This window comes from Capnocytophaga ochracea DSM 7271 (assembly GCF_000023285.1).
GTDB classification, from domain to species: Bacteria; Bacteroidota; Bacteroidia; order Flavobacteriales; family Flavobacteriaceae; genus Capnocytophaga; species Capnocytophaga ochracea.
In genome coordinates, this window is the sequence record NC_013162.1 from 867,484 (window position 1) to 887,546 (window position 20,063).

The following is a 20,063-nucleotide window of genomic DNA, read 5'->3' on the forward strand; positions in this document are numbered from 1 at the left end:
TCTTATCTTCCTTATACTCCTATCTGTACATACTCCCAACCCTTGCTTGGTAACTCAAAGGCATTATACTGATTCCTGCCATCAAAGATTACTTTTTCTTTTAGCATTTTAGCAATCTCGTCGAAATCGGGCACGCGGAACTCTTTCCACTCGGTGAGCAACAACAAAGCGTCCGCACCTTTAAGAGCTTCGTATTTGCTCTCTACATAAGTAACGGGTACGTCTTTTAGGTAACATACCTTTGCCTCGTGAACTGCTTTGGGGTCGTAGGCTTGTACTTTGGCACCGCGTTTTATGAGCTCCTTGATGATGTAAATCGCAGGTGCTTCGCGCATATCATCGGTTTCGGGCTTGAACGAGAGCCCCCATACCGCAAAAGTCCTACCACTGAGGTCTTCCCCATATTTGTCGACTACTTTCTGTGCGATCACTATCTTCTGACGGTTGTTCACATTGTCTACTGATTCAATCAGTTCTGCTTTGTAATCTACCTCTTCTGCTAATTTTTTAAGTGCCAATACGTCTTTCGGGAAACAAGAACCACCATAACCACATCCTGGGTAAATAAAGCTATAGCCTATCCTGCTATCAGAACCTATCCCTATACGCACTTTATTTACATCAGCCCCTACACGCTCACAGATATTCGCAATTTCGTTCATAAATGAAATCTTAGTAGCCAGCATAGTATTCGCAGCGTATTTGGTCATCTCTGCCGAACGAATGTCCATCGTGATAAAGCGTTCGTTTTGTAAGAAAAAGGATGAGTAAAGGGCTTTCATCTTAGTAAAAGCATCATCGCTATCAGCCCCTATTACCACGCGGTCAGGTTTCATAAAATCCTGAATAGCTTTACCTTCTTTTAAAAACTCGGGGTTGGACACCACGTGAAATTTGTAATTCATTCCGCGTTTATCCAAGGCAGCTTGCACGGTAGTGCGTACCTTGTCGGCAGTGCCTACGGGCACGGTCGATTTGTCTACTACTATTAACTCTCCTTGCATTGTCTCACCTATCTGTTGGGCTACCGAAAGCACATATTGCAAGTCTGCCGACCCATCATCACCCATAGGCGTGCCTACAGCTATAAAAGCTATCTCAGCACCTTTGATTGCCTCCGCGAGGTCAGTAGTGAAAAATAGTGTTTTAGCTAAATTGCTCTGTACCATTTCTTCCAATCCTGGCTCGTAAATAGGAATCACACCTTGTTTGAGCTTCTCTATTTTCTCAGAGTTTACATCTACGCAAGTTACCTTGTTGCCCATCTCAGCGAAACAAGTCCCTGATACTAACCCCACATACCCAGTGCCTATGACTGCTATTCTCATTCTATTTTCTTATCTAAGGTTTCATATTCGGAGTTATTGCTTTTAAACTCCTTCACTATTTGTTTTAATAAACGCACTACTTCTCTCTTATCGCCTTGTGTAGCTACTTTATATATTTGGGTAGTGAGTGCCTCTATCTCAGTAAACGACATTGAAGGGTCTTTGCTAATCATTATTTTCTTATGGTGCGTAGGCATTGTTTTAGTACTGTCACTTAATAATTCTTCATAGAGTTTCTCACCAGGTCGCAAACCTGTGTACACGAGCTTGATATCTACGTTTGGTTCATAGCCTGATAGTTTAATCATACGAGTAGCAAGGTTGAGTATCTTCACGGGTTCACCCATATCAAAAACAAATATCTCGCCACCTTTGCCCATAGTCCCTGCTTGAAGCACCAACTCACACGCTTCGGGTATAGTCATAAAGTAGCGTACTATATCAGGGTGGGTGATGGTTACAGGACCTCCTTTTTCTATCTGTTTCCTAAAATGGGGGATTACCGACCCATTAGAGCCCAACACATTGCCAAAACGAGTAGTGATAAAAGCTGTTTTATTGCCTTCTTTGTTTTGTAAGGCTTGTACAAAAAGCTCTGCCACCCTCTTTGAAGCTCCCATTACATTGGTGGGGTTTACAGCTTTATCAGTGGATATCATCACAAAGTGAGGTACTTCATATTTGTTAGCCAAAAGTGCTACATTTTTAGTCCCTTGTATGTTTACTAACACAGCTTCGTGCGGATTCTCTTCTATCATCGGTACGTGCTTATAGGCAGCCGCGTGATACACTACTGAAAACTTATGTGCTTTAAACACACTTTCTAAACGTTCACAGTTAGTAATATCGGCTAAAACAAACTCAAAAGCAATGTCTGGGAAACACTCTTTAAGTTCTAACTCTATGTCGTATAGAGGCGTTTCTGCTTGGTCGAGCACAACTACTAAGGCAGGGGTGAAGGTAGCTATCTGTCGTATCAACTCACTACCAATAGACCCTGCTCCTCCTGTTACTAATATATTTTTGTGATAGTGTTTTTCTCGTACTTCTTCGTTATCTAATACTATCTGTCTACGCCCTAATAGGTCTTCTATTTGTATTTTATGAAGATTAAATCCTTCTTTTTCTGGACGTAATTTCTGTAATGCGGGGGTTTTGAGTATTTGTAAACCTTTGTCTAAACACACATTCACCCAAAAAGTCATCTCTTCTTTCGAAAGATGATTCTTGTTTATGAGCACCCCATCAGCCTCTAATTCTTCACAAGGAGTATCTATAAATTTATCTTTTGAGATAATAGGTCTACCCAATAGTGTAGCCTGTTTAGGATTCGTGCGCCCTGTAAGGAAACCTACTACCGAATAAGGAATCGCAGCATTGCCTATAATCCCATTGGCAAAAGCAACTGCTTCATCATCTATCCCCAAGATAAGAATACGCCTCTTAGAAGTACGTCTATTAATTTCTTTTACCAAATAGAAAAACTCTTTTACCGATAACCTAAATACGAATAGTATGATGAACGACACTGTAAAATATATCAGTAGAATAGGGTTCAACAACACTTTTTCGCCTATAACGTGCAGACTTATCTTGTTGGCAATAAACATTGCTATTACCGTGCACCCACTTGAAAGCAGAATGCGAAACAAATCTCTAAAAGTAGAATACCGTATAATCCCTGAATAAGTACGGAAGATGAACATAAAGAAGATGTTCACTCCGATAACTAATAAATAGCGTTTGTAAAGAGGAATACTGTCAGGAATATATACCCCCAAGCGCTCTACTACAAAAAAGGAAAAGAATAGAGCTATAAATAGCAAAAACACTTCCATACACACCACTATCCAACGTGGGGTGTAACGGGCAGTAGCTAAGTTTACCAAAGTGCTATCACTATATGTATGTGCTTGAGGCATTGTTTTAAATATAAATGGAAAAATTTGCACAAAGGTACAAAATTCTTTTTAATTTTATAGAGACACTTTATAATTTCTTAAAAACGCCTTTTATTCTCTCTCGGTCTGCATCAGTAAGATTAGAACCTGAGGGCAAACATAAACCATTGTTAAATAAGTGCTCACAGGTCTTTTTACCATAGTAAGGAGCTGAGGCAAACACAGGTTGCAAGTGCATAGGTTTCCACAAGGGGCGCGTTTCAATATTTTCTTCCAAAAAGGCTAATCGCAAGTCTTCTCTATCAAATCCTGTTTTAGTTTTATCAATGGTAATAGCCGAAAGCCAATAATTACAAAAGTAATCTTCATTGGGCTCTGTAAGTAATTTTATCCCTTCAATTCCTTCGAACAAATCGGCATAAAAAGCGTGCATCTTTCGGCGAGCTTCAATGCGCTGTGGCAATACCTCCATTTGTCCGCGACCTATGCCTGCCGTAATATTGCTCATACGGTAGTTATACCCTATGTGCGAATGCTGGTAGTGAGGAGCGTTGTCGCGCGCTTGGGTGCTCAAAAATACAGCTTTATCTTTCTCTTCTTGAGTGTGACATACCAAAGCCCCTCCTCCTGAGGTAGTGATAATCTTATTGCCGTTGAACGACAGTACCCCAAACCTACCAAAAGTACCACAAGGTTTTCCTTTGTAAGTGCTTCCTAAGGCTTCGGCGGCATCTTCCACCAATGGAATATCATACTTTTTACATAGAGTGAGCACCTCCTCTATTTTGAAAGGCATTCCGTAGAGCGATACAGCGATTACCGCTTTAGGCTTCTTGCCTTTCTTAATGCGGTCTTTAATAGCTTCTTCTAAGAAAACGGGAGAGATATTCCAGGTGCTCTCTTCCGAGTCTACAAACACGGGCGTAGCTCCTTGGTATACGATAGGGTTAGCAGAAGCTGAAAAAGTCATCGATTGACAGAGCACCTCATCGCCTGCTTGCACATCACATTCTATAAGAGCTAGGTGCAAGGCTGCCGTACCCGCCGAAAGCGCCGATACTTTCACTCCATTGCCTAAAAAGCGCTGTAAATCTTCCTCAAAGCCGTTTACGTTAGGACCTAAGGGCGCTACCCAATTCTCCTCAAAGGCTTGATGGATATATTTAAGTTCGTTCCCTCCCATATGAGGGGAAGAAAGCCATATTTTTTCTTTCATACTATTATTTTTTTATAAAATCTCCAGCATTTATAATACTTTGCTCAGCAATTGTTATGCCATTTGAAATGGTTGCATTACTACCTATAAAAGTCCCTTTACCTACTACAGTATCTCCATTTACTGTAGCACAAGTAGAAATGTGACAAAAATCACCAATTTGCACATTGTGTTCGATATTTGCTTTTGTGTTGATAATACAATGTTTACCTACTTTTGCCTTGGCATTGATGATGGCATTATGCATTATAACTGTTCCCTCGCCTATAGTAGCATATTTTGAAACATAGGCAAAAGGAGATACCACTGTGGCTAATCTTGCTTTACAAGACTCTAATAACAAGGCAATATCTTCTCTTACAAAAGATGATTTTATTTGACCTACTGTTATTAAGAAAAATACTCCTTCAGTAGATAATTCCTTCACTAAATCTCTATTGCCTAAAATAGGATAACCTAAAACATCTCCTTCCTTTGTGTCGTCTAGAATTCCTTTGATATTATATTTATCTTCTTGTTCAACAACATCAATTACGGAAAGACAATGACCTCCTCCTCCTATCAGTATAATATCAGGTTTGTTATTTTCTCCTTTCATTTATAAAAAATATTTGTTGTGCTACAAACTGCTTGTCGTGTTACGACCCCCTCTAAACTCCTCCATTGTAGCTTGTCCTTCTTGTGATATCCCTTCGCGTATAAACACTTTCTTCACCGTAAGAAACAGTATTTTAAGGTCTAATACGAATGATTGGTGGTCTACGTACCACACGTCCAACTCAAATTTCTTTTCCCAGCTGATAGCATTGCGCCCATTCACTTGCGCCCAACCAGTGATACCTGGTTTTACCTCGTGCCTACGCTTCTGAGTCTCATTATACAAAGGTAAATACTGAGGTAATAACGGTCTCGGACCTATAACCGACATATCCCCTTTCAATACATTCAGCAACTGTGGTATCTCATCAAGCGAAGTCTTCCGTACAAAAGCTCCTATTTTCGTGAGTCGCTTAGCATCAGGCAAAAGCTGTCCGTTGGCATCACAACGGTCATTCATTGTTTTGAACTTGATAATCCTAAAAATGCGTTCTCCTTTCCCAGGTCGTAACTGATAGAAGAACGGCTTTCCGTTATTAGCAAACCACAACCCTACCATCACCACCACAAAGATAGGACTCAGCACAATAAAGGCAATCAGTGCTGTAAGAAAGTCTAACGCCGGTTTTATAATATTCCTATACATCTATTTTCTCCCAAAAGTTACCCCTGTGGCTTCCACCTACCTGTCGCACAACCACCATTAATCATTAACCACTAACCATTAACCATTAATCACTACCTTAAACAGCGTATGGCTATTGCCACTGCCTAAGTTGTCATAGATATCCACTACCTTTAGTCCAGCGCGTTCTACGCATTTTATCATATCACCCGAATAGTACATCTTGCTATTGCCGTTTGCCATTGCCGTAAAATACACACTGATTTGGGTAAGGCAATACGCCCCCGTTTCGTGTTGTTGTCTGTCCCAATAGGCTTCCAGAATATACAACTCGGTATGAGCGTCCATCGCAGCAGCTGCCCTACTGAGAATACTCGTTACTTCCTCCTCTGAGAAGCAATCCAAAAACTGACTCATCCATATCACGTCAAACCCTTTCGGAAAAGGCACAGAGGCGTCCAACAGATTAGCCGGATAGCCTCCAATACGGTCAGCCCCTTCTTTGCCTGCGATATTGTTTTTCATCAAACCCAGTTGCTGAGGTAAGTCCATAATGGTTACCTGCACATCGGGGTTAAAGCTCACGGTCTTTAACGCAAAGCGTCCCGTATTCCCTCCCACGTCTAAGAGCGTCTTTACAGGGCGTTTAAAAATGATATTTAAAGCATCTTCAAAAGAATAATCAGAATAGTAATGGTCAAAAGCAAACCACTTTTCTTGCGCCTTTTGGGGCAATTGTGAGAGCCCCTCATAAATCGTAGGCCAAGACCCAAACACTTTAAGCCCAGCAGGTTTCCCTTCTTTAAGGGCTTCTTCAAGGTGAAACAACCCTTCGTAGCACACCTCTTGAATGAATTCCATATTCACACGGGTGCTCTTGTCGCGAAGCAAAAACCAACCTGCTTTCGATATTGCAAAACGGTCGCCCTCTTTCAAGAGTACCGTACCTATGGAAAGCGACGACTCCAAAAGTATTTTCACAGCATAGTCACTCAGCTGTGTTTTAGTCGCCACCTCCTGCATTGTCAATCCTTCAGGGGCATTGCACAAAGCCTCGAACACGCCGAGTTTTACCATTAGATGTGATATTTGGAACACCACAGGCGCAAAAGCAATCTCTTGAGCCAAGCGCTGAGCTTCCAAAGCCGTTTTTTGTTCAGTAGTGTATTGTTTTCTGATTGCTGGTGTTAAATTCATATGCTTAAATATCTCAGTTCAGTAATTAAGGTGCAAATGTACAAATTAAATAGCAAATAGCAATAAAAAGATTTTTCAGCTATCTGCCACCCTTTCGTTTCTTAGCTCTTTCCTTGATTATTCCTTTTTCTCATTAACATTTATTTAACATATGATATTCAGTGAATTAACGCCTTTTCTATACCAATCGTCCAAGATTCGTATAAGCTTCCTATAAGCTTTCTATAAGCTAAGACCACTCTTTTCATTTGTCCATTTGTTAATTCTTTCTTACCTTTGCCGTCGAATTTAATGTGTTTTATTTTGCCTACTTTTCCCAAAACCGAAAAACTCTGCAAGCGTGAAGCCATTCAGCAACTCTTTGCCCAAGCCGAGGCACTTACCTGCTATCCGCTTAGGTTGTTGTACGCTCCTGTTAGTAGCTTAGAAGCTTCTTACCAACTGCTTATCAGTGTGCCCAAACGCACTTTCAAGCGCGCTGTACATCGCAATTTGCTAAAACGACGCCTGCGCGAAAGCTACCGACTCCAAAAACACCTATTGCCCGTAAAAACCGAAAAGTATGCCCTTGCCTTTCTCTATATAGGGAAAGAACTCGCCGATTACGCCACCATTTACAAATCCGTAACCCAACTCATAGAAGATTTTTCTCATCAGCTCACCCAAGAATAACCCATCACTTTTGCGCTCCACCTTCCCCTTTTGAAGAGGGGTTAGGGAGATGTTTAAATTACCCCCTATGAAAAAGATTATCATTTTTGCCTCAGGTTCAGGCTCCAATGCCGAACGTATCGCTACCTATTTTCACCAAAAAGGCACTGCGCAGGTAAGCCTTATACTCTGCAATAACCCTCAGGCAGGCGTACTCACGCGTGCCAAACGCTTAGCCATTCCCTCTTTAGTCTTCAACCGACAAGCGTTCTATGAGTCGGATATCGTCCTCAATGTCCTTAAATCCCAGCACCCCGACCTTATCGTGCTGGCAGGTTTTTTGTGGAAAGTACCTGCTTATCTCACTGAGGCTTATCCTCATAAAATCATCAACATACACCCTTCTCTTTTGCCCAAATATGGCGGTAAAGGAATGTATGGCTCACACGTGCACGAAGCCATCATTGCCAATGCCGAAAAAGAAAGTGGCATCACCATTCACTATGTAAACGAACATTACGACGAAGGTAATATCATCTTTCAAGCCAAAACAACCGTACTTCCCACCGATACTCCCGACACCTTAGCCGAAAAAATTCACTTATTGGAATATGAATATTTCCCAAAAGTAATAGAAGAGATATTAGTTTAAACTAAAAATAAAAACAGAAAAAATTCGTCATTTCTTATCCGTATTTCGTAATTATTTTATACTTTTGTTGCTTGAAAAAGTAACTTGACGAAAGAAATTATCTTTCTATAAAAATTATGGTTTTATGGATACATACGTATTAGTTCTCGAATTTCTCTTCCTCTTGGTAATGCTCTATATTGGTAGCCGTTACGGAGGAATTGGTTTAGGAGTTATTTCAGGAGTAGGACTCATTGTTGAAGTATTTATCTTCCGAATGCCTCCTGCTTCAGCCCCTATTGAGGTAATGCTCATTATCTTAGCAGTCGTCACTTGTGCTTCTATCTTAGAGGCTGCTGGCGGATTGAAATTTATGCTTCAAGTAGCCGAAAAGATACTTAGGAAAAACCCTAAGCAAATCACCTTCTTAGGTCCTATGGCTACTTATATGCTTACTTTTATGCTGGGTACAGGGCACGCTGTCTACTCTCTTGCCTATCATTGGCGATATCGCCTTAAAGAACAAGATACGCCCCGAACGCCCAATGGCAGCAGCTTCAGTAGCTTCACAGTTGGCACTTACTGCCAGTCCTATTTCGGCAGTAGTAACCGTCTATTTAGGCAAAGAACTGCTCGATCTCTTTCATATGCAAGGAGGGCACAATCTCACTCTGGTGAATATCCTTTCAGTAACTATTCCTGCTACTTTCATCGGAATGCTTGCGATGTCGCTCTATAGTTTGCGCCGTGGTAAAGAATTGGAAGACGACCCCGAGTACCAACGTCGTTTGAAAGACCCTGTGTACCGTGACCAGATTCTCAATAGCAGTAAAACAACCTTGAACGACGTCATTCCTCAATCGTCTAAAAATGCAGTGTATATCTTCCTATCGTCTATTGTAGTGATTGTAGCTTTGGCGCTTTTGCCCGAAGTGCGTACTTTTCAAGTGATGGAAGATGGTGTAGCAACCTCTACTACCGTGCCAATGGGGATTATTATCCAGATGATAATGCTCTGCTTTGGAGGATTTATTCTCATCACTTGTAAAACCCCAGTAAAGTTAGTGCCCGAAGGGGTAGTGTTTAAATCGGGAATGGTAGCCTGTATCGCCATTTTTGGTATTGCGTGGATGAGCGATACTTATTTCTCTTATGCAATGCCTTACTTCCGCGATGGTATTACTGCAATGGTACAAGCTTATCCGTGGACGTTTATCTTTGCCCTCTTCGCAGTATCAGTAGTTGTAAACAGTCAGGCAGCCACTGCCAAGATGATGTTACCAGTAGCCATTGCTATGAATTTACCCGTGCCACTACTCATCGGTATAATGCCCGCTACTTATGCCTATTTCTTTATCCCTAACTATCCTTCGGATATTGCCACAGTCAATTTCGACCCCACCGGTACAACCAAAATAGGCAAGTATTATTTTAATCACAGTTTTATGGTGCCAGGGCTCATCGCTGTAGCAGTAGCCTGTTTGGTAGGGATTGGCTTAGCCGAGGTACTGATACGATAATAAAATTGTTTTACACTTCATTTAATTATAACGAAAAAAGCCGTTCAGACTCTCTGAATGGCTTTTTTTAATGTTTATAATAAATGATTAAATATAAGAAAGTTGAAATTTCTATTGTCTAAAAAAGCTCTTTTTTACTAACTGCTAATTTGCTAATTCCCACACTCTTACCTCTTACCTCTTACCTCTTACCTCTCAAAAATTTTGCAGTTTCAAATATTTGTCGTACTTTTGCGCCCTAAAAATAAAAGTGTCGTTTGATGACACTATTAAGGAATGTTTAATTTTTAATAAAAATCACAAAGAGTGGACACATTAAGCTACAAAACCATCTCTGCCAATAAAGCCACTGTAAATAAAAAGTGGGTCTTGGTAGATGCTGATGGACAGACTTTGGGTCGCCTTGCCTCTAAAGTAGCCAAGCTACTTCGCGGTAAGTACAAACCCGAATTTACCCCTCACGTTGATTGTGGTGATAACGTAATCGTTATCAACGCCGAGAAAATCAACCTTACAGGGAACAAATGGGAAGATAAATCTTATCTTCGCCACACTGGTTACCCAGGAGGACAACGCTTCACAGGAGTAAAACAACTCCTCGACAAACACCCAGAACGTATCATCGAAAAAGCTGTAAAAGGTATGTTGCCAAAAACAAGATTGGGTGCAGCAGTTTTACGTAATTTAAAAGTGTATGCAGGTACCGAGCACAAACAAGAAGCTCAACAACCTGTTACCATTAACTTAAACGATTTGAAATAATGGAAGTAATTCACACCATTGGTAGACGAAAAACCGCCGTAGCGCGTATCTACCTTAAAGCAGGTAACGGTACTATCACCGTAAACAAACGCGAACTCAACAATTATTTCACTACCCCTACACTACAATACAAAGTAAAACAAGCCCTCAGCCTTGTAGGTGCTGAAGATGCTTACGATGTAAAAGTAAACGTGTATGGTGGTGGTATCACAGGTCAAGCCGAAGCCGTTCGTTTGGCTATCGCTCGCGCACTTTGCGAACTCGACGCTGAAAACCGCGCCGTATTGAAACCCGAAGGGCTTTTAACACGCGACCCTCGTATGGTTGAACGCAAGAAATTCGGTCAGAAAAAAGCCCGTAAGAGATTCCAATTCTCTAAACGTTAATATCAATTTGCTCCTTAGTTTAGCATCCAAATGGCTCAGGCGGTTATTTAAAATTTACAAAACCTCTCCAAGCTATTGCTAATAGTAGGAACGTAAACTATTTAAAAAGAAATGGCAAATAACATAGAAATTAAAGATTTATTAGATGCAGGCGTACATTTCGGTCACCTTACCCGCAAATGGAATCCTAATATGGCTCCCTACATCTATATGGAACGCAACGGTATCCACGTAATCAACTTGTACAAAACCGCTGCTAAAATTGAAGAGGCTGCTGAAGCCCTCAAAAAAATCGTAGCCTCTGGCAAAAAAGTGCTTTTTGTGGCTACTAAAAAACAAGCAAAAGACGTAGTTGCCGAAAAAGCAACTTCAGTAAAAATGCCTTACATCACCGAGCGTTGGCCTGGTGGTATGCTTACTAACTTTGTAACTATCCGTAAGGCAGTAAAGAAAATGTCGTCTATCGATAAAATGAAAAAAGACGGTACTTTCGATACCCTTTCAAAACGTGAAAAACTACACGTAGAACGTATGCGCGAAAAACTCGAAAAGAACTTAGGGTCTATCGCCGATATGTCTCGCCTCCCTGGTGCTCTATTTGTAGTCGATACACTCCGTGAACACATCGCTGTAAGAGAAGCGCAAAAATTAAACATTCCTATTTTCGCAATGGTAGATACAAACTCCGACCCTCGTGAGGTGGATTTTGCTATCCCTGCTAACGACGACGCTTCTAAAGCTATCGAAAAAGTACTTTCTTACATCACCGAAGCTGTAAACGAAGGTCTTTCAGGTAGAACAGCCGACGCTAACAAAGAAGCTGAAGCAGCTGAATAAATCAAATAAGCTTTGGCAAAGTCCCTAACTTTGTCAAAGCCTTAAAATTATTTTTTAACTCACTTTCACCGGCTTCTCCCTCCCCTCGGGGGAGGGCTGGGGAGAGGATAAACATTAATAAAAATGGCAAATATTACCGCCGCAGACGTAAATAAACTCCGCCAAGCTACCGGCGCAGGTATGATGGACTGTAAAGCTGCCCTCATCGAAGCCGAAGGCGATTTCGATAAAGCAATTGAAGTATTGCGCAAAAAAGGTCAGAAAGTAGCTGCTAAACGCGCTGACCGCGATTCTAAAGAAGGGGCTGCTATCGCTCAAGTAAATGCTAACCACACTGTAGGTGCTATCATCTCTCTCAACTGTGAGACCGACTTCGTAGCTAAAAACGCCGATTTCGTAGCCCTTGCTAAAGATTTAGCTGATCTCGCTCTTACTGTAAATAGCAAAGACGAACTTCTTGCCCTTAACTACAAAGGCATTACCGTAGCCGAAAAACTCCTCGAACAAACAGGCGTTATCGGTGAGAAAATAGAACTCGGTGCTTTCGAAAAAGTAGAAGCTCCTTTCGTAGGTTCTTATATTCACCACGGCAACAAAATCGCTGCAATCGTAGGCTTATCAGCTGCAATCGCTGATGCTACCGAAGTAGGTAAAAACTTGGCAATGCAAATCGCTGCTATGGGTGCTGAAACTCTTTCTTACAAAGATTTCTCTCCTGAGTACATCGCTAAAGAAACTGAAGCACGCATCGCTATTATCGAAAAAGAAAACGAAGAGCTACACCGCTTGGGCAAACCGCTCAAACACGTACCTCAATACGTTTCACAAGCGCAACTCACTCCCGAAGTATTAGCTAAAGCTGAAGCCGATGCTAAAGCTGAATTGAAAGCTGAAGGTAAACCAGAACAAATTTGGGATAAAATCCTTCCTGGTAAGATGCAACGCTTCATCTCCGATAACACTACCCTCGACCAAGAGAAAGCTCTCCTCGACCAAGTGTACATCTACGATGAAAGTAAAAAAGTATCCGATTTTGTAAAATCTAAAAATGTAGAGATTACAGCTTTCAAACGCGTAGCCTTGTAATTTATATATTTAAATGACATAGTTAAAACTCCTCTTACTATCAAGTAGGGGGAGTTTTTCTTTAACTACTAATTGCCAGAAGGAGCAGAAGCTAATAGTCCTATTCATCTCCTCATCTTTGGTCAAATGGGGTTAAAAGTATATGAAAACGAGCATTATGGCAAAAAAGGCGATTATTTTAGAGGTTATGCCAATACCAAAGGTTTTATAGGGAATAACAAAGCTCTTCACGGCACTTATTTCTATATCGTTTGTTACAGCAAGCACGGAAAAGAAGAACAACAAAAAGGCTTTTTATATGTGAGGTAAAACTTCATTTTCTTTTGAAAATAAATCTTTTTAATAAAAATTTCTTTCGTTTTCTTTGTATGTTTCAATAATATTAACTACTTTTGTCGCTCATTAATATATTTGTGTAACTAAATAATTCATTAACACATAATTCATAACTAATTAAATATATTATGGACGTAAAAAAAATAATGACCTCCTTAGAGGCAAAACATCCAGGAGAAAAAGAGTACTTGCAAGCAGTACACGAAGTGCTTGAATCAGTACAAGAGGTGTACAACCAGCACCCCGAATTTGCCAAAGCTAAAATTATAGAGCGCATCGTAGAGCCCGACCGCATTCATACCTTCCGCGTGGATTGGGTTGACGATAAAGGTGAAGTGCAAAGCAACCTCGGTTACCGCGTGCAGTTCAACGCTGCCATAGGTCCTTATAAAGGTGGTATCCGCTTCCACAAAGCTGTAAACCCTTCAATGCTTAAATTCCTCGGTTTTGAACAAACTTTCAAAAACGCCCTTACTACCCTACCTATGGGAGGCGCTAAAGGGGGTTCTGATTTCGACCCTACCGGTAAATCCGATGCTGAAATTATGCGTTTCTGCCAAGCATTTATGCTCGAACTTTGGAAATACATAGGTCCTGATACCGACGTGCCTGCTGGCGACGTGGGTGTAGGCGGACGCGAAATAGGCTATATGTACGGTATGTACAAGAAATTAGCCCACGAGTATAACACTGGGGTACTCACCGGTAAAGGTATCAACTGGGGAGGTTCGCTCATTCGTCCTGAAGCTACAGGTTATGGCGCGCTCTACTTCGTAGACCATATGCTTAAAAAACTCGGCAGAGACATCAAAGGACAACGCGTAGTAGTATCAGGTTTTGGTAACGTAGCGTGGGGCGCCTCACAAAAAGCAACCCAGTTGGGCGCCAAAGTTATCGGACTTTCAGGTCCCGATGGCTGTGTAGAAGTACCTAATGGTATGACTCACGAAATGATTAACTACCTATTGGAGCTTCGTGCTTCTAACCGCAATATTGTAGCTCCTTTTGCCGAAAAATTTGCTAAAGAAAGTAAGTTTACCGCAGGTAAAAAAGCGTGGACTATCCCTTGTGATATTGCCTTACCTTGTGCATTCCAAAACGAATTAGACGGCAATGATGCTCAAATGCTTATCAAAAATGGTGTAAAACTCGTTGCCGAAGTATCGAATATGGGTTGTACTCCTGAGGCAATCAAAGTGTTCCAAGATGCTAAATTGCCTTTCGCCCCAGGTAAAGCAGTGAATGCAGGAGGAGTAGCTACTTCGGGTCTTGAAATGACTCAAAATGCAGCGCACCTCGCGTGGAGAGCTGAAGAAGTTGATGCTAAGTTACACCAAATTATGGAGTCCATCCACAACGCTTGCCTCAAATATGGTCAGGAAGATGGTTATATTAACTACGTGAAAGGGGCTAACATCGCAGGATTTATGAAAGTAGCTCACGCGATGCTCGATCAAGGCGTGGTTTAATTTAATGAACAATTGATAATGAACAATCAACAAAAAAGCTGCTTCTTAAAATGAAGCAGCTTTTTTTAATCCATTTACTTCTTATGAATAATCTTTATATATAAATACCGATTTCTTTCGCTTTTCTTCTCGCTTTTCACCCTCTAACCACTCGCTTTTAACTATTCACTATCAACTAGTTATATACCCTTCCTATACCAATCGTCCAAGATTCGTATAAGCTTCCTATAAGCTTTCTATAAGCTAAGCATACCCTCCTAACAGCCATTTTTCACCAAAAAACCCCTTAACCCCCTTCTGAAAAATTCCGTTTCCTTCCGAACTCCCTGACCAGTCCGATTTGTTCGACAAGCCAGACCTGTCAAAAAACTATTTTTACCACTACTCATTTGCTAATTTCCAAATTTTCTAATTGTCATTCACGCATTTCTTAACCCAAATTCATTTTTTCATCGCTTTTTCACCGTTACTTTGCACTGTAAAACAAAAACAACTTAAAAATGAACTTAAAAATGTTTAGTATCACACTTCTTATGACGTTGACTGCCTTAAAGTCCAACGGTCAAAATCCTGACCTCCTCACATTGGTCACTGCGGCTACACAAGCCCCTTCAGGTCACAATTCTCAACCTTGGTTCTTCACTGTTGAGAACAACCGCATCATTATTACGCCCGATTTTACCAAAGCGCTTCCTGCCGTAGACGGCAAACACCGCGAATTGTTTATGAGCTTGGGCTGTGCTCTGGAAAACCTCTGCCTAAAAGCTACCGAATTGCACTATCACACTCAGGTGCAACTCACCAGCGAAGGCGTCATCACCGTGCTTTTGCAAAAACGAGAAGATGTAACACCCAGTTCCTTAGCAGCTGTCATTCCTAAACGCCAAACCAACCGCTCGGTATACGACGGCAAGCGCATCGACGCTTCTTTACTCGAAAGTTTAGTAAGCAAAGCTATGGACGATACAGGCGTAAAGCTCTACACTTTCGCCAATGGTTCTCCGCTTTTTGCAACACTCACCGAAGCAGTAATGCAAGGCAATGCCGTGCAAATGGCTGACCCCGCTTTCAAAAACGAACTTCTCTCGTGGATACGCTTCAACAAAAAGCATTCTGAAAGCACTCACGACGGACTCAGTTACGCAGTGCTCGGCGCTCCTAATCTCCCTCGTTGGGTAACCGAGCCCATTGTAAAGGCATCACTAAAAGCCGATAAGCAAAACAAAACCGACTTGAAGAAGATACAATCTTCCTCCGATATAGTGCTTATCACTTCTGAGAAAGACGATATCCGCACTTGGATAAACACAGGTCGTTTATTAGAACGCTTTTTGCTCGTCCTCACCGAAGCAGGCATCGCCAATGCTTACCTCAATCAACCGTGTGAAGTGCCCGAACTCCGTGCGCAACTCCAAGCCGATTTACCCATTGCAAAAGCCTATCCACAAATCCTCTTGCGCATCGGCTATGCGAAGCCCGTAGCTTATTCCAAGAGAAAAGATATCAAAGAAGTTAGTAAATTTAAAAATGAGTAAATTAGCCAATGCGTAGTAGCACTCTATAAGGTATCATAAAAAGCTTGGTTGTCACTTTTAGTCACTACAATTCCCCCTCTTTGAGGAAGTCAGCGAGCTGGCGCAGGTGAGTATGTGAATAAGGGGAGGTTTATAATCAAATGGTTATAAACCTCTCCATCGTTTTTGTGATATCAACTTTGGTTCGCTACTAATTAGCAAATGAGCAAATTTGCTCATTTGCTAATTATACACTACCTTTGTCCCCTCAATCACCCTTTGTTTGATTTTGAAAAAGATTTGTAAAATTTCTGAGGCGCAAGCCTCATCTTGAAAGATGCAACAAGAATCCCAAATATACGGCATTCGTGCCCTGATAGAAGCTCTCAAAGCAGGTAAAACCATCGATAAAGTCTTTTTGCAAAAAGGCTTACAAGGTGTTTTGTTTAGAGAGCTAATGCCCTTATTGCAAGAAGCCCAAGTGCCCGTACAATATGTGCCCGTTGAGAAACTGAACCGCCTTACCAAGAAAAACCACCAAGGGGTAGTCGCTAACCTCTCCCCCGTAGATTATCACAATTTTGAGGATTTGGTAATCTCAGTTACCGAAAGCGGAGCCACACCGCTTTTCCTCGTGTTAGACCACCTTTCTGATGTGCGCAACTTTGGTGCGATTATCCGCACAGCAGAGTGTACAGGTGTTTCGGGGATTATCATTCCTAAGCGTGGCAGTGTGAGTATCACCGCCGATACTGTCAAAACCTCGGCTGGAGCTGTGTTTCGCGTGCCTATCTGCAAGGTCGAAAACCTTGTAGATGCGGTCTACTACCTGCAAGGCAGTGGCATTAGGGTAGTGGCAGCGACCGAAAAGACTAGTCAATTGCTATACACCGAAGACTTTACGGTACCTACCGCTATTGTTATGGGGGCGGAAGACGTCGGGGTATCGCCAGCAGTACTCAAAGTAGTAGATAGCAAAGCCAAATTGCCAATGGTAGGCGATATTAGCTCACTAAATGTTTCGGTAGCTTGTGCTGTTTTCTTGTACGAAGCTCTCAAACAACGACTCTAATTCTCCAACCCCTATCTCCTAAAACCGATGAACCGCCAACAAACCCGAGGTGTCCTTTTTTTGCTATTGCTCATCATAGCACTACAATTCGCCTTTCGTAATCTCAGCTTTAACCGCACTTTCGCCCCTACTGAAACTACTGTACTTCAACGGGAGATGGACTCGTTAAGAACTCTTGTTTCCTTGCCTAAAAAAGATACCATTTACCCCTTCAATCCCAATTTTATTACAGACTACAAAGGCTTCAAACTCGGACTCTCTCCAGAGCAAATCGACCGCTTGCAAGCTTTTCGCGCACAGAATAAGTATGTCAATTCTGCCGAAGAGTTCCAACAAGTAACCGGTGTGCCTGACAGTCTTCTACACAAAATAGCCCCTTCTTTTAAGTTCCCCGAATGGGTGAAAAACCGCAGAACTTCTTCTTATGTCTATGAAAAATACCCTCAAAAACACTTTCCCAAACAAGATATCAACACCGCAACTGCCGAAGAACTGATGAAAATCTACGGTATAGGCGAAGGCTTTTCTAATCGCATCTTGAAATACCGCAACAAATTGCACGGCTTTACCTATATCAACCAAGTGGCAGAAGTCTACGGACTCGAAAAGGAAGTGTACGAACGAGTAGCCGAGCGCTTTGAGGTACAAACAACACCCGTGATTGAGAAGAAGGACATCAATACTCTCAATATGTACGAACTCAGCAAAATTCCTTATGTGAAATACGGAGAAGGCAAAAAGATAGTAGGCTTGCGTTCTGAGCTCGGTACCCTCAAATCCTTCGACGACCTTTTGCAAATAGAGGGTTTTGATAAACAACGTATCGCCCGATTGCAGTTGTATCTCTATATCGAACAGTAGCCTTCAAGATGATTAAAAAGAATATCGTTCTTCTTTAACACTTTTTTTTCAATAAGTAAACTCCCTCTTTCTACCAACTGAAATTCAACTAACTAACGCCCTTCCTTCGTCTTTCCTTCGTCTTAGGTTCGTCTTAGCTTCGCTTTACCTTCAGTGTAGGTTCGCTTGTTCTTCAGAAAACGTAAAACATTTATTTATTTGTTTTACAGCTGATTAATATGTTTTATAGTATAAAATACCTAAAAGTATTTTCTTTGTTTAATACTGAAAAAAATGCAGACATATAACAAACTTTAACATTTTTTCTTCAATCTTATTGCCACTATGCACCATTTTTATTGAATAACACTTCTCTGACAATTAACACTCTTCTTTTCTCCCTCTGATTAAAAAATTCGTAATTCGTAATTCGTAATTCGTAATTATTTTATATCTTTGCCCCTTGGTATTAGAATAAGCATATAACGAATGAATTTTAACTATTCTGAAACACAACGAATGGTAGCCGATGCGGCTAAAGAGTTTGCCGAAAAATATATCCGTCCACACGTGATGGAATGGGACGAAAGTCAGGAATTTCCTGTGGAGGTATTCCGCAAAGCAGGCGAACTTGGCTTTATGGGCGTTTTAGTACCCGAAGCCTATGGTGGCTCAGGTCTCGACTACCACGATTATATCGCGATTGTGGAAGAAATCTCAAAAGTCGACCCTTCTATAGGGCTCTCAATAGCAGCTCACAACTCTCTTTGTACAAATCATATCCTTAGCTTTGGTAGCGAACAGCAAAAACAACGCTGGTTGCCCAAATTGGCTTCAGGTGAATGGATAGGTGCTTGGGGCATTACCGAACACAATACCGGTTCTGATTCCGGAGGTATGGCTACTACGGCTGTAAAAGACGGCGACGAGTGGATACTGAACGGTACTAAAAACTTTATTACTCACGGCAAAACAGGACAGATAGCCGTAGTCATTGCTCGTACCGGCGAGAAGGGTAACAAACACGCCATTACAGCCTTTGTAGTCGAACGTGGTACGAAGGGTTTTAGCAGTGGTAAAAAAGAAAACAAACTCGGTATGCGCGCCAGCGAAACCGCCGAAATGATATTTCAAGATTGTCGTATCCCCGATGCCAATCGTTTGGGTGAAGTAGGCGACGGCTTTATTCAAGCAATGAAGATATTAGACGGCGGACGTATTTCTATCGGTGCTCTTTCTTTGGGTATTGCCAAAGGCGCTTACGAAGCCTCCCTCAAATACGCCAAAGAACGTATGCAGTTCGGTAAACGCCTCATCGACCTACAAGCCGTTGGTTTCAAACTCGCCGATATGGCTACCGAAATAGAAGCTTCCGAACTGCTCTTGCATAAGTCGGCTTTCCAAAAGAACAACGGTCAGCGCGTAACTCTATCGGGGGCAATGGCAAAGATGTACGCCTCCGAAGTGTGTGTGCGTGTAGCTACCGAAGCCATTCAAATTCACGGCGGTTATGGTTATACGAAAGATTTTCCGGTCGAAAAATTCTTCCGTGACTCCAAATTGTGTACCATAGGCGAGGGAACAACCGAAATACAGAAATTAGTCATCAGTCGACAAATAGATAAGAACTCATAATTAAAAACGAACGAATATGTTATCCAATTCCAGCAAGTATGCCATCAATGCAGTAATATACCTTGCCATACACTCGTCGGCAAGCCATAGAATAGCGCCCAAAGACGTGGCAGAAGCGCTACATATTCCTACGCCCTTTTTGGCAAAAATATTGCAAACTTTAGCCCGCAAAAAGGTAATTAGCTCCAACAAAGGACCTGGAGGAGGCTTTTGGCTCTCCGATGAGGAAAAACAAGCTCCTTTAATGACCGTTGTAGAGCAAATAGGTGAAGCCGATAAGTTTATCGCTTGTGCGATGGGCTTCAAAGAGTGTTCATCAGAGAAACCCTGTCCGTTACACGCTTCCGTACAGCCTTTCAGAGATAATTTTATGCGAGAACTTAGCGAGAACTCCATAGCCTCCTTTGCTCAAAAAATTGCTGATAAAACTGCTTTCTTATCACCTACGGAGTAATTAGAT

The 20,063-nt window shown here is 41.6% G+C and carries 19 protein-coding genes and 2 pseudogenes; 15 read left to right on the forward strand and 6 right to left on the reverse strand.

What is annotated here, in order from left to right; genetic code table 11:
* Positions 1–11: 11 nt before the first annotated feature.
* From COCH_RS03600 to COCH_RS03625, 6 genes are all read right to left on the reverse strand, one after another.
* Positions 12–1,328, reverse strand: a complete 1,317-nt coding sequence (locus tag COCH_RS03600; RefSeq protein WP_015781978.1) for a UDP-glucose dehydrogenase family protein — start codon at positions 1,326–1,328, stop codon at positions 12–14.
* Positions 1,325–3,250: a nucleoside-diphosphate sugar epimerase/dehydratase gene (locus COCH_RS03605; protein WP_015781979.1), complete on the reverse strand. Its 1,926-nt coding sequence runs from the start codon at positions 3,248–3,250 to the stop codon at positions 1,325–1,327. Before COCH_RS03605 ends, COCH_RS03600 begins: the two co-directional genes overlap by 4 nt.
* A 67-nt stretch (positions 3,251–3,317) precedes the next feature.
* On the reverse strand, positions 3,318–4,445 hold the full coding sequence (locus COCH_RS03610) for a DegT/DnrJ/EryC1/StrS family aminotransferase (RefSeq protein ID WP_015781980.1): 1,128 nt from the start codon (positions 4,443–4,445) through the stop codon (positions 3,318–3,320).
* A gap of 4 nt (positions 4,446–4,449) precedes the next feature.
* The gene (locus COCH_RS03615) at positions 4,450–5,043 is read right to left on the reverse strand and encodes an acetyltransferase (protein WP_015781981.1); all 594 of its coding nucleotides are present in this window, start codon (positions 5,041–5,043) and stop codon (positions 4,450–4,452) included.
* A gap of 21 nt (positions 5,044–5,064) precedes the next feature.
* Positions 5,065–5,688 carry a sugar transferase gene (locus COCH_RS03620; RefSeq protein WP_015781982.1) on the reverse strand — a complete coding sequence of 208 codons (624 nt, stop codon included), beginning with the start codon at positions 5,686–5,688 and terminating at the stop codon, positions 5,065–5,067.
* 78 nt (positions 5,689–5,766) lie between these two features.
* Positions 5,767–6,864 (reverse strand): methyltransferase, encoded by a 1,098-nt coding sequence (locus COCH_RS03625; RefSeq protein WP_009422444.1) that lies wholly within the window; start codon positions 6,862–6,864, stop codon positions 5,767–5,769.
* 291 nt (positions 6,865–7,155) lie between these two features.
* Between COCH_RS03625 and COCH_RS03630 the strand changes: the two genes are divergently transcribed.
* The 15 genes and pseudogenes from COCH_RS03630 (at position 7,156) to COCH_RS03695 (ending at position 20,057) form a co-directional block, all read left to right on the forward strand.
* On the forward strand, positions 7,156–7,536 hold the full coding sequence (locus COCH_RS03630) for a ribonuclease P protein component (protein WP_015781983.1): 381 nt from the start codon (positions 7,156–7,158) through the stop codon (positions 7,534–7,536).
* Positions 7,537–7,603: 67 nt separating this feature from the next.
* Positions 7,604–8,167, forward strand: coding sequence for a phosphoribosylglycinamide formyltransferase (gene purN / locus COCH_RS03635; protein ID WP_041546917.1), 564 nt, complete (start codon positions 7,604–7,606; stop codon positions 8,165–8,167).
* A 169-nt stretch (positions 8,168–8,336) separates the two neighbouring features.
* Positions 8,337–8,528 (forward strand): annotated as a pseudogene (locus COCH_RS12580) (anaerobic C4-dicarboxylate transporter family protein); the annotation flags it as partial.
* Positions 8,529–8,637: 109 nt separating this feature from the next.
* A complete protein-coding gene (locus tag COCH_RS03640) occupies positions 8,638–9,666 on the forward strand; it encodes an anaerobic C4-dicarboxylate transporter (protein ID WP_262481559.1) in 1,029 nt (342 codons plus the stop codon).
* A 306-nt stretch (positions 9,667–9,972) separates the two neighbouring features.
* Complete coding sequence (gene rplM / locus COCH_RS03645) at positions 9,973–10,428, forward strand: 50S ribosomal protein L13 (RefSeq protein ID WP_002674296.1); 456 nt, start codon at positions 9,973–9,975, stop codon at positions 10,426–10,428.
* Complete coding sequence (rpsI, locus tag COCH_RS03650; RefSeq protein WP_002674299.1) at positions 10,428–10,814, forward strand: 30S ribosomal protein S9; 387 nt, start codon at positions 10,428–10,430, stop codon at positions 10,812–10,814. The genes rplM and rpsI overlap by 1 nt, the downstream gene beginning before the upstream one ends.
* Before the next feature lie 111 nt (positions 10,815–10,925).
* Entirely contained in the window at positions 10,926–11,651 is a 726-nt protein-coding gene (rpsB, locus tag COCH_RS03655) for a 30S ribosomal protein S2 (RefSeq protein ID WP_015781985.1), read from the forward strand.
* Positions 11,652–11,774: 123 nt separating this feature from the next.
* Positions 11,775–12,737, forward strand: a complete 963-nt coding sequence (gene tsf, locus COCH_RS03660; protein ID WP_015781986.1) for a translation elongation factor Ts — start codon at positions 11,775–11,777, stop codon at positions 12,735–12,737.
* A 78-nt stretch (positions 12,738–12,815) separates the two neighbouring features.
* Positions 12,816–13,046 (forward strand): annotated as a pseudogene (locus tag COCH_RS03665) (T9SS type B sorting domain-containing protein); the annotation flags it as partial.
* 155 nt (positions 13,047–13,201) lie between these two features.
* Entirely contained in the window at positions 13,202–14,542 is a 1,341-nt protein-coding gene (gene gdhA / locus COCH_RS03670; RefSeq protein WP_015781988.1) for an NADP-specific glutamate dehydrogenase, read from the forward strand.
* 500 nt (positions 14,543–15,042) lie between these two features.
* Positions 15,043–16,077, forward strand: a complete 1,035-nt coding sequence (locus COCH_RS03675) for an Acg family FMN-binding oxidoreductase (protein WP_015781989.1) — start codon at positions 15,043–15,045, stop codon at positions 16,075–16,077.
* 316 nt (positions 16,078–16,393) lie between these two features.
* A complete protein-coding gene (gene rlmB / locus COCH_RS03680) occupies positions 16,394–17,128 on the forward strand; it encodes a 23S rRNA (guanosine(2251)-2'-O)-methyltransferase RlmB (protein ID WP_015781990.1) in 735 nt (244 codons plus the stop codon).
* Between the two features lie 27 nt (positions 17,129–17,155).
* A complete protein-coding gene (locus COCH_RS03685; RefSeq protein ID WP_015781991.1) occupies positions 17,156–17,989 on the forward strand; it encodes a helix-hairpin-helix domain-containing protein in 834 nt (277 codons plus the stop codon).
* A gap of 468 nt (positions 17,990–18,457) precedes the next feature.
* Complete coding sequence (locus COCH_RS03690; RefSeq protein WP_015781992.1) at positions 18,458–19,603, forward strand: acyl-CoA dehydrogenase family protein; 1,146 nt, start codon at positions 18,458–18,460, stop codon at positions 19,601–19,603.
* Between the two features lie 16 nt (positions 19,604–19,619).
* Positions 19,620–20,057: an RrF2 family transcriptional regulator gene (locus COCH_RS03695; RefSeq protein WP_009419476.1), complete on the forward strand. Its 438-nt coding sequence runs from the start codon at positions 19,620–19,622 to the stop codon at positions 20,055–20,057.
* Positions 20,058–20,063: the final 6 nt, after the last annotated feature.

What these genes read in the sequence shown, in the direction of transcription:
- COCH_RS03685 (WP_015781991.1), top strand. Translation starts at nt 17,156, where the DNA reads ATGAACCGCCAACAAACCCGAGGTGTCCTTTTTTTGCTATTGCTCATC.
- COCH_RS03625 (WP_009422444.1), bottom strand. Translation starts at nt 6,864, where the DNA reads ATGAATTTAACACCAGCAATCAGAAAACAATACACTACTGAACAAAAA.
- COCH_RS03600 (WP_015781978.1), bottom strand. Translation starts at nt 1,328, where the DNA reads ATGAGAATAGCAGTCATAGGCACTGGGTATGTGGGGTTAGTATCAGGG.
- COCH_RS03690 (WP_015781992.1), top strand. Translation starts at nt 18,458, where the DNA reads ATGAATTTTAACTATTCTGAAACACAACGAATGGTAGCCGATGCGGCT.
- COCH_RS03675 (WP_015781989.1), top strand. Translation starts at nt 15,043, where the DNA reads ATGAACTTAAAAATGTTTAGTATCACACTTCTTATGACGTTGACTGCC.
- COCH_RS03620 (WP_015781982.1), bottom strand. Translation starts at nt 5,688, where the DNA reads ATGTATAGGAATATTATAAAACCGGCGTTAGACTTTCTTACAGCACTG.
- purN (WP_041546917.1), top strand. Translation starts at nt 7,604, where the DNA reads ATGAAAAAGATTATCATTTTTGCCTCAGGTTCAGGCTCCAATGCCGAA.
- rpsI (WP_002674299.1), top strand. Translation starts at nt 10,428, where the DNA reads ATGGAAGTAATTCACACCATTGGTAGACGAAAAACCGCCGTAGCGCGT.
- COCH_RS03605 (WP_015781979.1), bottom strand. Translation starts at nt 3,250, where the DNA reads ATGCCTCAAGCACATACATATAGTGATAGCACTTTGGTAAACTTAGCT.
- tsf (WP_015781986.1), top strand. Translation starts at nt 11,775, where the DNA reads ATGGCAAATATTACCGCCGCAGACGTAAATAAACTCCGCCAAGCTACC.
- gdhA (WP_015781988.1), top strand. Translation starts at nt 13,202, where the DNA reads ATGGACGTAAAAAAAATAATGACCTCCTTAGAGGCAAAACATCCAGGA.
- rpsB (WP_015781985.1), top strand. Translation starts at nt 10,926, where the DNA reads ATGGCAAATAACATAGAAATTAAAGATTTATTAGATGCAGGCGTACAT.
- COCH_RS03610 (WP_015781980.1), bottom strand. Translation starts at nt 4,445, where the DNA reads ATGAAAGAAAAAATATGGCTTTCTTCCCCTCATATGGGAGGGAACGAA.
- COCH_RS03695 (WP_009419476.1), top strand. Translation starts at nt 19,620, where the DNA reads ATGTTATCCAATTCCAGCAAGTATGCCATCAATGCAGTAATATACCTT.
- COCH_RS03615 (WP_015781981.1), bottom strand. Translation starts at nt 5,043, where the DNA reads ATGAAAGGAGAAAATAACAAACCTGATATTATACTGATAGGAGGAGGA.
- COCH_RS03630 (WP_015781983.1), top strand. Translation starts at nt 7,156, where the DNA reads ATGTGTTTTATTTTGCCTACTTTTCCCAAAACCGAAAAACTCTGCAAG.
- rlmB (WP_015781990.1), top strand. Translation starts at nt 16,394, where the DNA reads ATGCAACAAGAATCCCAAATATACGGCATTCGTGCCCTGATAGAAGCT.